The organism is Polynucleobacter sp. MWH-UH35A (genome assembly GCF_018687075.1).
Classification (GTDB): Bacteria; Pseudomonadota; Gammaproteobacteria; order Burkholderiales; family Burkholderiaceae; genus Polynucleobacter.
Genome location: NZ_CP061285.1, coordinates 877,644 through 892,731, shown reverse-complemented (window position 1 = coordinate 892,731; position 15,088 = coordinate 877,644). Strand labels below are relative to the sequence as shown.

Annotated in this window: 16 protein-coding genes; 5 read left to right on the top strand and 11 right to left on the bottom strand. The window is 45.7% G+C overall.

All coding sequences use genetic code 11. The features are described 5' to 3' along the window. Positions 1-36 precede the first annotated feature (36 nt). The 8 genes from ICV36_RS04715 to scpA are packed head-to-tail and all read right to left on the bottom strand — an operon-like array spanning position 37 to position 9,134. Positions 37-570 carry a DNA polymerase III subunit psi gene (locus tag ICV36_RS04715; RefSeq protein ID WP_215401423.1) on the bottom strand — a complete coding sequence of 178 codons (534 nt, stop codon included), beginning with the start codon at positions 568-570 and terminating at the stop codon, positions 37-39. Continuing rightward, complete coding sequence (gene rimI / locus ICV36_RS04710; RefSeq protein WP_215401422.1) at positions 567-1,097, bottom strand: ribosomal protein S18-alanine N-acetyltransferase; 531 nt, start codon at positions 1,095-1,097, stop codon at positions 567-569. The genes ICV36_RS04715 and rimI overlap by 4 nt, the downstream gene beginning before the upstream one ends. Then, on the bottom strand, positions 1,097-1,798 hold the full coding sequence (gene tsaB / locus ICV36_RS04705) for a tRNA (adenosine(37)-N6)-threonylcarbamoyltransferase complex dimerization subunit type 1 TsaB (protein WP_251375096.1): 702 nt from the start codon (positions 1,796-1,798) through the stop codon (positions 1,097-1,099). The genes rimI and tsaB overlap by 1 nt, the downstream gene beginning before the upstream one ends. 37 nt (positions 1,799-1,835) lie before the next feature. Then, a complete protein-coding gene (locus ICV36_RS04700; protein WP_215401421.1) occupies positions 1,836-2,303 on the bottom strand; it encodes a VOC family protein in 468 nt (155 codons plus the stop codon). A 14-nt stretch (positions 2,304-2,317) separates the two neighbouring features. Continuing rightward, positions 2,318-4,342 carry an acetyl-CoA carboxylase biotin carboxylase subunit gene (gene accC / locus ICV36_RS04695; RefSeq protein ID WP_215401566.1) on the bottom strand — a complete coding sequence of 675 codons (2,025 nt, stop codon included), beginning with the start codon at positions 4,340-4,342 and terminating at the stop codon, positions 2,318-2,320. Positions 4,343-4,369: 27 nt separating this feature from the next. Next, the gene (locus ICV36_RS04690) at positions 4,370-5,902 is read right to left on the bottom strand and encodes an acyl-CoA carboxylase subunit beta (RefSeq protein ID WP_215401420.1); all 1,533 of its coding nucleotides are present in this window, start codon (positions 5,900-5,902) and stop codon (positions 4,370-4,372) included. A 10-nt stretch (positions 5,903-5,912) separates the two neighbouring features. After that, a complete protein-coding gene (gene meaB / locus ICV36_RS04685) occupies positions 5,913-6,938 on the bottom strand; it encodes a methylmalonyl Co-A mutase-associated GTPase MeaB (RefSeq protein WP_215401419.1) in 1,026 nt (341 codons plus the stop codon). Positions 6,939-6,959: 21 nt separating this feature from the next. Continuing rightward, the gene (gene scpA, locus ICV36_RS04680; RefSeq protein ID WP_215401418.1) at positions 6,960-9,134 is read right to left on the bottom strand and encodes a methylmalonyl-CoA mutase; all 2,175 of its coding nucleotides are present in this window, start codon (positions 9,132-9,134) and stop codon (positions 6,960-6,962) included. A gap of 95 nt (positions 9,135-9,229) precedes the next feature. Between scpA and ICV36_RS04675 the strand changes: the two genes are divergently transcribed. Then, entirely contained in the window at positions 9,230-9,868 is a 639-nt protein-coding gene (locus ICV36_RS04675; RefSeq protein WP_215401417.1) for a GntR family transcriptional regulator, read from the top strand. A gap of 86 nt (positions 9,869-9,954) precedes the next feature. Here the strand turns inward: ICV36_RS04675 and ICV36_RS04670 are convergent, their stop codons facing one another. Both ICV36_RS04670 and ICV36_RS04665 read right to left on the bottom strand, forming a co-directional pair. Next, positions 9,955-10,308: a cytochrome c gene (locus ICV36_RS04670; protein WP_215401416.1), complete on the bottom strand. Its 354-nt coding sequence runs from the start codon at positions 10,306-10,308 to the stop codon at positions 9,955-9,957. Positions 10,309-10,338: 30 nt separating this feature from the next. After that, entirely contained in the window at positions 10,339-10,704 is a 366-nt protein-coding gene (locus tag ICV36_RS04665) for a cytochrome c (RefSeq protein ID WP_215401415.1), read from the bottom strand. Positions 10,705-10,863: 159 nt separating this feature from the next. On the opposite strand from ICV36_RS04665, the gene ICV36_RS04660 reads away from it, so the two are divergent. Genes ICV36_RS04660 through ICV36_RS04650 form a run of 3 tightly spaced genes read left to right on the top strand, consistent with a single transcriptional unit; the run spans position 10,864 to position 13,428 of the window. Continuing rightward, positions 10,864-11,733 (top strand): MoxR family ATPase, encoded by an 870-nt coding sequence (locus ICV36_RS04660; RefSeq protein WP_215401414.1) that lies wholly within the window; start codon positions 10,864-10,866, stop codon positions 11,731-11,733. A gap of 3 nt (positions 11,734-11,736) precedes the next feature. Continuing rightward, entirely contained in the window at positions 11,737-12,912 is a 1,176-nt protein-coding gene (locus tag ICV36_RS04655; RefSeq protein ID WP_215401413.1) for a VWA domain-containing protein, read from the top strand. Between the two features lie 57 nt (positions 12,913-12,969). Further along, on the top strand, positions 12,970-13,428 hold the full coding sequence (locus ICV36_RS04650; protein WP_215401412.1) for a RidA family protein: 459 nt from the start codon (positions 12,970-12,972) through the stop codon (positions 13,426-13,428). Here the strand turns inward: ICV36_RS04650 and ICV36_RS04645 are convergent. Next, the gene (locus ICV36_RS04645) at positions 13,425-14,069 is read right to left on the bottom strand and encodes an NTP transferase domain-containing protein (protein ID WP_215401411.1); all 645 of its coding nucleotides are present in this window, start codon (positions 14,067-14,069) and stop codon (positions 13,425-13,427) included. The two genes, ICV36_RS04650 and ICV36_RS04645, sit on opposite strands and share 4 nt — an antisense overlap. A 58-nt stretch (positions 14,070-14,127) precedes the next feature. Between ICV36_RS04645 and ICV36_RS04640 the strand changes: the two genes are divergently transcribed. Then, entirely contained in the window at positions 14,128-15,087 is a 960-nt protein-coding gene (locus ICV36_RS04640) for an XdhC family protein (RefSeq protein ID WP_215401410.1), read from the top strand. The last annotated feature ends 1 nt before the right edge of the window (position 15,088 follow it).

Here is a 15,088-nt window from a genome sequence, read left to right as displayed (position 1 = left end):
GATTTGCTTTGGCTTGCTTTACTTCACTGCTCTTTTTTAACTGTTTTGCAGAACAGATCTAGCGAGCAATAAATCCTGCCAAAGCAAGGCTTTCTCTTTTGGCTTAGTGAGCACTTGATTTAATTCAAAAGAAGCAATTACCGGAATCTCTTCATCATTGCCAGTATTCAAAGCCAGAATTGTTTCACGTAACTGAGGCAACGGATCTTTCTCCCCAGTGATCTTCTGGGCAACCGGTCCACCAAATGCAAATGCCACTACTGGCAGATCTGGGCTTGTTAGTTGATTTAATTTTTCTGATGCATTCTTCCAAGACCAGTCGTTCCTTGATAGGCCCAAAGCACGAATCATGTTTTGAAATAACACTCTGGCATCACCCTGTGGTTCACTGCCAAAGAACCACCAAACTCCGTATGAAGCATGTATTGATGGGGTATTTTCAGAAACTTCAGAGACTACAGATGTAGCGCTTGTCGAGACTGAGGCTGCCGCAGATGTCCCACTAGCATCACGAGTGATCCACTCTGTAATGCCCATTTCTCTTAAAAAAGCTGAATGATCGTTACTCATGGCTCTAGCTTAATCGATTTGGCCATTACCAGCGCATCCTCGCGGGAGCCGGTCACAGGACTAGCAGGATAGTAATTCTTACGCACACCAATCTGTTCGTACCCAAGCTTTTGATATAACGCCAAGGCTGAGGCATTGGTAGGTCTGACCTCTAAGATGATGCGCGGCATTTTTTGCTGAGCAGCAACCCCTTCGATAGCAGCCATCATTCTTTGACCCAGACCCAGTTTGCGTAAATGGGGTGAAACCGTAATATTGAGAAGGTGTAATTCATCTACAGCGGGAAATAAGACGCAGTAGGCCCAAAGAATAGCCGGATCCAAATAAGAACCCTTCGCCGTGTGATCCACTTGTGGGCGAATGCAATAAGCCCAATGACCAGCAGCAAGCGAGTCTGAAAAGTTGCCTTTGGTCCAAGGATGAATGTGCGAAACAGACTCAATCTTTAAGACTTCATCCAAATCTGCTGGCTGCATTGGCAAGAATGCTAATTCAGCCTCACCGCCAACCGAAGAAAGGCCTGGCATTACTTAAATGCCTCTTCACGTTCAGCAGTAGTCAAGGCCACCTTATTGCGAACATACAAAGGCTCTAGCTGCCGAACATCTTGCTGCATTCCTTGTGCAAGTAATTGCTCTGCGCAAGCCAAAATACCTAGAGAAGATATTGCAATCTCCGAATCTAAGACGCCATTAAATTTAGGAAAACGGTCCCCATAAGCATTAATGGCACTTCCAGCCAGGTAACCAATACCTTCAAGCTCAATATCCTCGGGCTTCGTAAGGCAAATGTCACCGATGCGTTTTGGCAACTGACCAAGCTGGTTTTTATATCTACCCCAATAAACCTCTTCCATACGTGCATCGATTGCAATGACAAATTCTTCAGGATTTATATCTTTAAAGGTGTTGGAAGCAACTACTTGGGCAGCTATTGCATCAAGACTGGTAACTGAAATAACTGGCAGATTATGGGATATAGCCAAGCCTTGAACAGCTGCAACACCTAACCTCACGCCCGTAAATGCACCAGGTCCAATACCAACTGCAATGGCATCCACATCCTTTAAACCGATGTTTGCATTACTTAAAAGCGTTTCAATCCAAGGCAATAAGAGTTGGCTAGCGCCAGCTGAGGCAAGTTCTTGCCTCAGCTCTATTTGATCGCCTAAAGATAAAGCCACCGAACACCAGGCCGAAGAGGTGTCGATGGCCAATAGATTTGCCAATGTAAGCCTTACTTAGCTATTTAAATATGAGCCTAAATTATGAACTTAAACCTGCAATTACTTCTGGAGGGGCCTGAACCAGCTCAATAAGTACCCCTTCCCCGCTAACTGGAAATTCATCATTTCCCTTTGGGTGCACAAAAGTGATGTCATAGCCAGCCGCACCTTTACGAATACCACCAGGGGCAAACCGTAAACCATTAGATGAAAGCCATTCAACCGCTTTGGGCAAATCATCCACCCACAAACCAATATGATTTAAAGGGGTTTGATGTACTGCCGGCTTCTTTTCGATATCAAAGGGTTGCATGAGATCCACTTCAATCTCGTGCGCACCAGAGCCGATTGCACAGATATCCTCATCCACGTTTTCACGTTCAGAGACAAAAGTACTTTTGTACTCAAAACCCAGCATATCAACCCATAACTTCTTGAGTCGATCTTTGTTTTCACCGCCAATGGCTATTTGCTGAATACCTAAAATTTTAAATGGCTTAGCGCTCATATTGATCAACTCCGTTATTCAAAGCGAATAATTAATTGATCAACCGCCAAGCTATCACCTTCTTTAGCGCAAATCTCGGCAACCACGCCATCCTGCATTGCGGACAATGTATTTTCCATTTTCATCGCCTCAATTGACGCCAATTTCTGACCAGCGGTTACCGCTTCGCCAACTTTGACAGCAATCTTGGTTAACAAACCAGGCATTGGAGACATCACCAATTTCGATGTGTCGGGTGGCAACTTCACTGGCATGCGACGCTGAAGTTCAGCTCCTAATGGGCTGAGAACCATACACTCATAATGCACACCGTCAAGAATCAAGATATACCTCACGCCACGGCGCTCAACTTGTGCGGTGATCTTATGGGTGCCGTTGATCGTGGCATGTAGACAAACTTGTCCAGGGCGCCAATCACTGACGATATCGTAACGACTTACACCATCTGCATCGTCAATGTAGACGGAATAAATACCGTCTTTGAGCTCCACGCGGATCGGCACTTCGTACGGGTCATTCATTGATCCTGTTTTTTTACCAGTGACGACCACGAACTTCTTACCAATAATCATTTCGTGGCCGGCTAATTGACCATCAATCATTTGGATATGTTGCAAGTAGCGATAGCGCATAAATGCCGCTAAAGCTGCTAAACGCTTAGGGTCTGCTGGTTGAACAGAATCCTTCTTGAAACCTTCTGGATACTCTTCAGCAATAAAGCCCGTTGTAAAGTCGCCATTTACAAATCGTGGGTGCTGCAACAACGCCGCCTGAAATGGGATATTGGAATGAATGCCGCGAATCACAAAATCATTCAAAGCGGCACGCATTTTTTCGATGGCTTCGGCACGATCTTTGCCATGCACTATCAGCTTGGCAATCATCGAGTCGTAATACATCGGAATCTCGCCACCCTCGTATACGCCAGTATCTACGCGTACACCATTAACTGATTCAGGTGGGCGGTATTTGACCAAGCGTCCTGTTGAAGGCAGGAAGTTACGGAATGGATCATCAGCATTAATGCGGCATTCCATGGACCAACCGTCCAACTTCACATCCTCTTGCTTAAATGACAACTTCTCACCAGCAGCAACACGGATCATCTGCTCCACCAAATCTAAACCAGTAATACTCTCGGTTACTGGATGCTCTACCTGTAAACGGGTATTCATTTCGAGGAAGTAGAAAGACTTATCTTTACCAACCACGAATTCAACGGTACCAGCAGATTGATAATTCACCGCCTTAGCCAATGCTACAGCTTGCTCACCCATGGCTTTCCGGGTCGCAGGATCGATGAATGGCGATGGTGCTTCCTCAATTACCTTTTGATGACGACGCTGAATGGAGCAATCCCGCTCATTAAGGTAGACAACATTTCCATGCGAGTCGCCCAATACTTGAATTTCAATATGGCGCGGGCCCTCGACAAATTTCTCAATAAAGATACGATCATCACCAAAGCTATTCATCGCTTCGGTTTTACAAGCAGCAAAACCTTCGGCTGCTTCTTTATCATTAAAAGCAACGCGTAGACCTTTACCACCACCGCCTGCAGAAGCTTTAATCATGACTGGATAACCAATACCCTGAGCAATCTTTACGGCTTCCTCATTCGTGTCAATGGCTTCGTTGTATCCCGGGATGGTATTGACCTTAGCTTCAAGAGCAAGCTTTTTAGATGCGATCTTGTCACCCATCGCAGCAATCGACTGGTGTTTAGGGCCAATAAACACAATACCCTCTTCTTCACAACGCTTGGCAAACTGTTCATTCTCAGACAGGAAGCCGTAACCTGGATGAACCGCCTCAGCCCCAGTATCTTTACAGGCTTGAATGATCTTTTCCATTAACAAATAAGATTCGCGTGATGGAGCCGGCCCAATACATACAGCTTCATCAGCTAGCTGTACATGGCGCGCCTCTTTATCCGCTTCCGAATACACGGCAACAGTCTTGATGCCCATTTTCTTAGCAGTAGACATTACACGGCAAGCAATTTCACCGCGGTTAGCAATTAGAATTTTCTTAAACATTTTCGTAGTCATAATTTGTCAGCGCCTTTACAGAGGAATATTGCCGTGTTTACGCGCAGGATTCTTCAAGTCTTTATCTTTCAACATTGCCAGCGAACGAGCAATGCGCTTGCGAGTTTCATGAGGAAGAATCACGTCATCAATATAGCCACGACGTCCCGCTACGAATGGGTTAGCAAACTTGGATTTGTATTCTGCTTCACGTGCAGTAATTTTTTCTGGATCGGACTTTTCTTCACGGAAGATAATTTCTACAGCACCTTTGGGGCCCATCACAGCAATTTCTGCTGAAGGCCATGCAAAGTTCACGTCACCGCGCAAGTGCTTGGATGCCATCACGTCGTATGCACCGCCGTATGCTTTGCGGGTAATGAGAGTAACCTTGGGAACCGTGCAATCAGCATAGGCATAGAGCAATTTAGCGCCATGTTTAATAATGCCGCCGTATTCTTGAGCCGTACCCGGCATGAATCCAGGAACGTCAACTAAGGTCACCACCGGAATATTAAATGCATCGCAGAAACGCACAAAACGTGCGGCCTTGATGGATGCTTTGATGTCTAAACAGCCAGCTAGCACTAACGGTTGATTGGCAACAATGCCAATGGAGCGACCTTCCATACGCGCAAAACCAATCACAATGTTTTTAGCGTAATCGGGCTGAAGCTCGAAAAATTCACCATCATCCACAATCTTTTCAATCAACTCTTTCATGTCATATGGTTGATTTGGGTTAGATGGAACCAATGTATCCAATGAGAAATCAGGCTCTTCTGTACGATTTGCACCTTTAATCAAAGGTGGCTTTTCACGGTTTGAGAGTGGCAGGTAGTTAAAGAAGCGACGCAACATCATGATGGCATCAACATCATTATCAAAGGCTAGATCACAAACACCAGAGACCGTTGAGTGGGTTACTGCTCCACCCAACTCTTCAGCAGTCACATCCTCATGCGTCACCGTCTTAACCACTTCAGGACCAGTCACGAACATGTAAGAGCTATCTTTGACCATAAAGATAAAGTCAGTCAAGGCTGGTGAGTACACAGCACCGCCAGCGGATGGCCCCATGATCAGAGAAATCTGCGGAATCACACCTGAGGCAGTAACGTTGCGCTGGAAAATTTCTGCATATCCACCAAGAGATGCAACACCCTCTTGAATGCGTGCGCCACCAGAGTCATTCAAACCAATTACGGGAGCACCAACTTTGAGTGCTTGATCCATAATTTTGCAGATCTTTTCAGCATGGGCTTCTGATAGTGAGCCACCTAAAACCGTAAAGTCCTGTGAGAACACAAACACTAAGCGACCATTAATCATTCCATAACCAGTCACAACACCATCACCAGGTACAGTTTGATCACCCATGCCAAAGTCATGACAGCGGTGCTCAACAAACATGTCCCATTCTTCGAAAGTGCCAGCATCAAGCAAGAGCTCAATACGCTCGCGGGCCGTTAATTTGCCCTTGGCATGCTGAGCTTGAATACGTTTTTGCCCGCCACCTAATCGGGCAAGCTCACGCTTCGCTTCCAGTTGTTGAATGATTTCCTTCATTTCCTGCTCCTTAGAAAAATTCATGCCCCATGGATTCCAGCAACCGCCTTGCGGCAACTGAAGCAGCCATAGTCCCTTGATTTACTTGTGTTACTAAACTTGGAAGAAGTGCTTGCACCGCTTCATTACTACGAAATGCGTTCTTCAAACCTGCATCGATGCGATCCCACATCCATGAGCCTGCTTGATCCTTGCGACGGGAATCGAATTTCCCGTTGGCTTTTTGTAGCCTCTCAAAGTGAGAGACCCTATCCCAAAGTTCAGAGACGCCCTTACCTTCTAATGCACTCAAAGTCATCACTTGTGGATGCCAATATTCTTTATCGTGTGAAGCGTGGTCTGGATTCCCCTGAAAACCCAACAGACGCAATGAGCTTGTAATAAATAACTGAGCACGCATAGCGGCATCCGGATCAATATCCGCTTTGTTAATCACAATCAAATCGGCGATCTCCATTACCCCTTTTTTGATAGCCTGAAGATCATCGCCTGCATTTGGTAACTGCAATAAAAGAAACATATCGGTCATGCCAGCAACTGCAATTTCACTTTGACCTACACCTACTGTTTCAACGATGATGATGTCAAAGCCAGCAGCCTCCGCAACCAACATTGCTTCACGCGTCTTCTCGGCGACGCCGCCCAAGTTGCATGAAGAAGGACTTGGTCTAATGAAAGCGTTTTCGAGAACTGATAAGCGTTCCATCCGCGTCTTATCGCCCAAAATGGAGCCCCCAGAAATACTGGAAGAGGGGTCAATCGCCAATACGGCCACCCGATGACCCTGTTCAATCAAATACAAACCAAGAGATTCAATCAACGTGGATTTACCGACACCAGGGACGCCCGAGATTCCTAGGCGAAATGATTTACCCGTCTTAGGAAGCAAAGAATTGAGCACGTCATCTGCGCGATGACGATGATCTAAGCGTGTTGACTCAAGCAAAGTAATAATCTTTGCCAGTGCGCGACGCTGTTTAAGCGACGGTGCACTAGTAAGGTCATTTACAAGAGCTTGATCAGCAGCTTCGAGCACGCCTAAGTTCCGTATTCCGTATTAAGCTGATTTAACAGATTTACGAATTTGCTCGAGCACATCCTTAGCTGAAGCTGGGATTGGAGTGCCTGGACCGTAAATACCCTTTACACCAGCCTCATAGAGGAACTCATAATCTTGTCTTGGAATCACGCCACCTACGAATACGATGATGTCATCGGATCCTTGCTTCTTTAATTCAGCAATGATGGCTGGCACCAGAGTCTTATGGCCAGCAGCCAAGGTAGATACGCCCAATGCATGAACGTCATTCTCAATGGCCTGTCGAGCGCATTCTTCAGGAGTCTGGAACAAAGGTCCAATATCCACGTCAAAACCTAAGTCAGCATAAGCAGTAGCAACGACTTTTGCGCCACGGTCATGACCATCTTGACCAAGCTTAGCAATCATCACACGAGGGCGACGACCGAAGTCTTTTGCAAAGTCAGCAATTTCTGTTTGGAGTTTTGCCCAACCTTCGGCTGAGTCATAGGCAGCTGCATACACACCGGTCACCTTTTGAGTATCGGCGCGATGGCGCCCGTAAACTTTTTCTAATGCATCAGAAACTTCACCTACTGTTGCACGCAAGCGAATTGCGTTTACCGACAGCTCCAAGAGATTTCCGGAGTTATCTTCAGCAGCCTTTGTTAATGCCTCTAATGCAGCTTGTACTTTATTAGGATCACGCTTGACCTTAATATCCTTCAAACGCGCAACCTGACCTTCGCGAACCTTATCGTTATCGATCATCAAGACATCAACGAGATCTTCTTTGCCGAGCTTGTATTTATTAACACCAACAATCACGTCAGAACCTGAGTCAATCTTGGCTTGTTTCTCAGCGGCGGCAGCTTCGATCTTGAGCTTAGCCCAACCACTTTCAACCGCCTTAGTCATACCACCCATTGCTTCAACTTCTTGAATGATTTCCCAAGCTTTATCAGCCATCTCTTGAGTGAGGTTCTCCATCATGTAAGAACCGGCCCATGGATCGATCACGCTAGGGATATGGGTTTCTTCTTGCAAAATTAACTGGGTATTTCGGGCGATGCGGCTAGAAAACTCAGAAGGAAGTGCAATCGCCTCATCCAATGAGTTGGTATGCAAAGATTGAGTGCCACCGAACACAGCTGCCATTGCTTCGACTGTAGTTCTTACTACGTTGTTGTATGGGTCTTGCTCCGTTAATGACCAACCTGATGTTTGGCAATGTGTACGCAACATCAATGACTTTGGATTTTTTGGCTCGAAAGACTTCATAATGCGCCACCACAACAAACGGGCAGCGCGTAACTTAGCCACTTCTAAATAGAAGTTCATGCCTATCGCAAAGAAGAAGGACAGGCGTCCAGCAAAGCCATCCACATCCAAACCTTTAGCAAGCGCAGTTTTTACATACTCCTTACCATCAGCCAATGTGAATGCTAATTCCAATACTTGATTGGCGCCCGCTTCTTGCATGTGATAACCCGAAATTGAGATCGAGTTGAACTTCGGCATGTGCTTGGCTGTGTACTCAATGATGTCGCCAATAATGCGCATAGATGGCTCAGGTGGGTAAATATAGGTATTGCGCACCATGAACTCTTTCAGAATGTCATTCTGAATCGTGCCAGATAACTGCTCCTGCTTTACACCTTGCTCTTCGCCAGCAACGATATAACCCGCTAATACTGGTAGAACGGCGCCATTCATCGTCATCGACACAGATACTTTGTCCAATGGAATGCCATCAAACAAGATCTTCATATCTTCTACAGAATCAATGGCAACGCCGGCCTTACCAACGTCACCTGTTACACGTGGATGATCGGAGTCGTAACCACGATGCGTTGCCAAGTCAAAAGCAACTGACACACCCTGACCGCCAGCCTCGAGCGCTTTGCGATAAAAAGCATTAGACTCTTCTGCAGTTGAGAAGCCTGCATATTGACGAATGGTCCAAGGGCGTACCGAGTACATCGTTGCTTGTGGTCCACGAACAAAGGGCTCAAATCCCGGCAATGTATCGGTGAAATTGAGTCCCTCAACATCCGAAGATGTATATAAAGCTTTTAAATGAATTCCATCTGGTGTTTTCCAACCTAATGCATCGACGTCGCCATTTGGCGCCGATTTTTGCGCTGACTTTTTCCAAGCATCCAGATTGGCATCTGGAAATGATGGCCATGAATTGTTTTCTTTAGAACTCACAAAAACTCCCAGGTTAATTTTTGCTGCATTGCATCGAAATACCCTTACATTCTGCTTGACAATCATTCTTTTGTCTACATAATGTATTCATAATTATGAATACAAAACTGAATAATAGACCCCTATACGAAGACGTTGCAGATCGTCTTCGTGAGCAGATCTTCAGCAAGCAATTAGCCCCAGGAAGCTGGTTAGACGAGCAATCGCTGGCCGATCAATTTGGGATTAGCCGCACACCCATGCGGGAAGCAATTAAGGTTTTAGCATCTGAGGGTCTAGTGACCATCAGGATGCGGCGTGGCGCCTATGTCACCGAGGTAGCAAGAAAAGATTTGGAGCAAATCTTCACCATCCTCTCCCTCTTAGAAGGTCAAGCCGCAAAAGAAACGGCAATTAAAGCCACTGAAGCAGAGCTAAATATGCTCGATCACCTACACCATAGGTTAGAAAAAGCAGCAGCTGATCGCGATATTGAACAGTTTTTTGAAGTAAACGGCAGATTTCATGAATTAATTCAGGAGATTGCGGGCAATAAGTGGATGAATGGCGTCATTGCCGACCTGCGCAAAGTACTTAAACTCCATCGCAGAGACTCGCTAACAAGCACGGGAAGATTACAAAATTCTCTGGTTGAGCATCGTGAGATTCTCAGAGGCCTTTTAAAACGGGATGAGCATGCGGCCGAGTTGGCAATGCGAAAACATCTTGCCCGTGGCCTTGAGGCGCTACGTTAAATATTAAAATATATTAAAAAAACAAAGGCTTAGAAGATTATTCTAAGCCTTTGAATTAAGCAGCCTTAGCTTTACGCTAATGAGAATTACTTCTTAACAACGAAGTTTCCTGGCAATGAAGCGATATAGGCTGCAATATCCTGCAAATCCGCATCGCTAAAGTTTTGAACTTGTGAGCCCATGATAGCGTTGTTGCGACCAAACTGAGCGTTGCTATTGCCCACTTTGTACGCTTTAAGTGCGTAATAAAGGTAATCACTATATTGACCTGCCAACTTTGGATAAGCAGGCAAAATGGGTGCATTCAGCCCAGCGCCATGACAAGAGGCACAGTTCGCCTTCTCTACTAAAGCTTGACCCTTATCTACGCTAGCAGCATTGGCTACATTTACCAAACCAACGCTTGAAAGCAGAACTGCTGTAATTAGTGCGAATTTCATAAAATATCTCTAGGTATCTTTATCGATGAATCACTTCAATGGGTTGTTTGGTGAGCTGGCAGTTTGCGCAGCATAGTATTCGCCAATATCAGCCATATCCTGGTCAGACAAGCTGCTAGCTATAGAACGCATCGTTGGATGCTTTCTCTCGCCTTTTTTGTAGGCAGCTAATGCACTAGCGATGTAAGCACCGTTTTGGCCGCCCAGCATCGGCACTTTGTAAACCAGTGGGTAATCAGCACGGTAATCAGGAATAGAGTGGCAACCAACACAAAGCCAAACCTTAGCATTACCAGCAGCAGCATTGCCCTTAACTTCATCCGCCTGGGCAACAGAACCAGCAAAAGCAAAAGTTGCAGCTACGGCTAAATGAGGAAGAATGGAGAGTTTTTTCATAGAAATCATTATTAATGAGTTGATTTAGATCAATTTGCATGAGTATAGCGGACAGACGCCCTTCTCGCTATTTCAGAGGCCAAAATCAGTAGAAACACTGAAAAATTTCACCCATTTACCTATACTGGAACGCTTAATCATGCACTTTTAGGCAACACGATGAGCAAATCTACTACTTCACCCCAAAACCGCTTTGACGGCAGCCAAAGCTACGTCGCCACAGATGATCTCAAGTTGGCCGTTAATGCCGCCATTGCACTGCAGCGCCCTCTCTTAATTAAGGGCGAACCTGGTACCGGTAAAACCATGCTCGCTGAAGAGGTGGCTGCCGCACTGAAGATGCCCCTACTTCAATGGCATATCAAGTCAACCACCAAAGCCCAACAAGGTCTTTATGAATACGATGCCGTGAGCCGTTTGCGCGATTCACAATTAGGCGATGAAAAGGTAAAGGACATTCGAAACTACATTATCAAAGGTGTTCTCTGGCAAGCATTTGAGGCTGATGAGCCAACTGTCTTGCTGATTGATGAAATTGATAAAGCCGACATTGAATTCCCCAACGACTTATTGCGTGAAATTGATCGCATGGAATTTTATGTATATGAAACTCGCGAACTCATTAAGGCAAAACATCGTCCACTCGTGATCATCACTTCGAATAATGAAAAAGAATTACCGGACGCCTTCTTGCGCCGTTGCTTTTTTCACTACATCACCTTCCCAGATGCAACCACCATGCAAAGCATCGTGGATGTACATCACCCCAACATCAAACAGGATTTACTGGATGCCGCCCTCAGAGCCTTCTATCAAATACGCTCCTTGCCAGGGCTAAAAAAGAAGCCCTCTACCTCTGAATTAATTGACTGGCTAAAGCTTTTACTGGCTGAGGACATCCCACCTGAGGCGCTTCACAGTAGCGATGAAAAGATTGTTGTTCCCCCGCTCCATGGCGCATTACTCAAAAACGAACAGGATATTCACTTGTTTGAAAGACTGGTCATGATGAATCGCAACCACCGCTAACCCATGTTGATTCAATTCTTCCTAAATCTGAAAGAGGCTAAGGTACCTGTTTCAGTGCGAGAGTTTTTAACACTCATGGAGGCTTTGAAATCAGGCGTCATTAATCCATCTATTGATGAGTTTTATCAACTGTCACGCATGACATTGATTAAAGATGAGCAGCACTTTGACCGCTTTGACCAAGTTTTTGGCGCTTACTTTAACGGGGTTGAGAAAATTATTGCCCTTTCACCGGATATCCCACTTGATTGGCTTGAGAAAAAATTGCAACGCGTTCTCACCGATGAAGAAAAAGCCGCCCTCAAGAAACTAGGAGGGCCAGATGCCTTAAGAAAGCGTCTTGAAGAGCTTTTAAAAGAGCAGAAAGAGTGGCACGGTGGCGGCAATAAATGGATTGGTGCCGGCGGCTCCTCACCCTTTGGTCATAGCGGCTATCACCCAGAAGGTATTCGCATCGGGGGTGAGAGTGCTGGCAATAGAACGGCAATCAAAGTTTGGGAGGCGCGTGAATTCAAGGATTACGACAGCGATTTAGCCTTAGGCACTCGCAACATCAAAGTAGCCTTACGACGTCTGCGTCGCTTTGCTCGCGAAGGCTCCACTCTAGAGCTTGACCTAGATAAAACGATTCATTCAACTGCAGCCAATGCTGGCATGCTAGATATTCAAATGCGACCTGAGCGACATAATCAAGTCAAGGTATTGCTACTGATGGATGTTGGTGGCTCTATGGATGATCATATTCAGCGCATTGCTGAACTGTTCTCTGCTGCCAAAGCGGAATTTAAACATCTTGAGCACTACTATTTTCATAACTGTGTTTATGAAAATCTATGGCAAAGCAATCGCCGCAGACGAGATCAAGTAACCCCAACGCAAGACATTATTAATAAATATGGTCCTGACTATAAATTGATCTTTGTTGGTGATGCGACGATGTCACCCTATGAAATTTTCAGCCCTAATGGTTCGGTTGAATACAACAACAAGGAAGCGGGCGCCGTTTGGATCAATCGACTGATTGATCACTTTCCACATTTTGCTTGGCTCAATCCGGAGCCCGAGTCCATTTGGCAATATCGCCAATCGATTGATATCATGCAAAACTTGATGAAAGATCGTATGTATCCAGTAACTTTAAATGGGCTTGAAAGCGCCATGCGACAACTTTCCAAGTAAGTTTTCAATCTACTTTTCAAATTCAAATATATTTCTTAATCCAACTTCATATCCATCATGACTACAAACATTAGCGACCGTCTCAAAACCCTTGGAATTGATTTACCTCCACCAGGACCCCCTGCAGCCGCCTATGTCATGGCGACCACCACCGGCAATACCATTTTTCTTTCGGGCCACATTGCTAAACGTGATGGCAAGCCATGGGTCGGTAAGCTTGGCAAAGACATGGATACTGAGACCGGCAAAGCAGCTGCTCGCTCCATTGCAATTGATTTAATCTCGACGCTACAAAATCATTTAGGCTCGCTAGACAAAGTAAAGCGTATTGTGAAAGTCATGGGTTTAGTGAACTCTACAGAGAGCTATACAGAACAACATCTGGTAGTCAATGGCTGCTCAGAATTACTCTTCGAGGTATTTGGTGAGGCAGGTAAACATGCGCGCAGTGCTTTTGGTGTCGCACAGATTCCGCTTGGGGCGTGTGTTGAAATCGAATTGATAGCTGAGATTTAATTGAGCCCAAGCTTTTGGATGTCGTCATGTGTATCGACATCCAAAATGTAAGCATCATTATCCGTCTCATAAGTTTTCACGAGCTGGGGATGCTGATCCATATAGGGTCTGCAGGCCATTCCAGGTATCTCTAAGATCTTTTGGATAACCTCTCTCGAGAACAATACTGGGTTACCGCGCTGGCCGTTGACCACAGGCAATACAATTTCATGTTGTAAGGAATGTTGACTAAATTGCTCTAGTAGCGATTTGATCTCTGATGTTCCGATATTAGGTTGATCACTTAAAGCAATCAAGACAAGATCGTAATCACTCTTTAGCGACTCAAGACCAAGCCTTACGGATGTGGACTGACCTGCTGCGGGATTTGCATTTCTGACCCAGGTAATTGGGCTAAGCACACTCTGTTGAATAGACTGAATTTCAGCTTCTATTTCGTCTGAGTAAAAGCCAGTAACGACCAATGTTTCGATGGGGGCAAAACCTTGTGATGATTCGATCAAGCGCTTTAACAAACTGCCCGATTCCTTTTTCAACAAGGCCTTTGGATATCCACCCAAACGACTACCCTCGCCTGCAGCCAGGATCAATACAGCTAGGCGCAATCTTGAGGTTTTAGAGGGATCGCTAGAAAGGGTCATTAGAGTGATAATAAATAGTTATTAATAGTATTCAAAGAAAACGTAGAAGAAAAAACGTATGAATAGCACTGATTTAAGCGTCCTCAAGTCTGCCGTTGAATGGCTCCAATCGGGTCAGTCCGTTGCCATTGCAACTGTTGTGCAGACATGGGGCTCAGCCCCCCGTCCAGTGGGCTCATGGCTTGCCATCCGTGCTGATGGCCAGGTTTCGGGCTCCGTTTCAGGGGGCTGTGTTGAAGACGACTTGATCCGTAGAGTGCAAACCGAAATTCTCACGCGCGACACCCCTGAAATGGTGGTCTATGGAGTAACGCAACAAGAAGCGGCGCGCTTTGGTTTGCCTTGCGGGGGAACTTTACGACTATTGGTGGAGCCTAGACCCGAATTGGCGGTATTGGAAACATTACTGCGGGAAATTAGCGCCCATCAAATAATCCGTCGCTCTGTGAGCCTATCTACAGGCAAGTCCACCCTCACCTCAGGTAATCGTAATGATGAATTTGCTTGTACGGAAGAGCTTATGCAAACCACCTATGGTCCGCGTTGGCGCATGGTGATTATTGGCGCAGGTCAACTTTCCTTATATACGGCAGATTTTGCATTGGCATCCGACTTTGAGGTTATTGTGATTGACCCCCGTGAAGAATATGCGGAAGGCCTCAATCGCACTGACATTACCTTTGTTCAAGGCATGCCAGATGATGTCTTATTGGACATTGGCGTAGATTCTCATACGGCCGTTGTTGCTCTCACACATGATCCCAAGCTCGACGACATGGCGTTGATGGAAGCCTTGAAGTCGCCAGCTTTTTATGTGGGTGCATTAGGAAGCCGCAAAAATACACAGAAGCGCAAGGAGCGCTTACTGGAATTTGATGTCACTCAAGAACAGGTGGATAAATTACATGGCCCTGTTGGGCTATATATTGGCGCCCTCACTCCACCAGAAATCGCTGTTTCGATTCTGGCAGAAGTGATTGCGGTGAAATATGGCTTAAGTATTCCGAAGAAAAATTAAG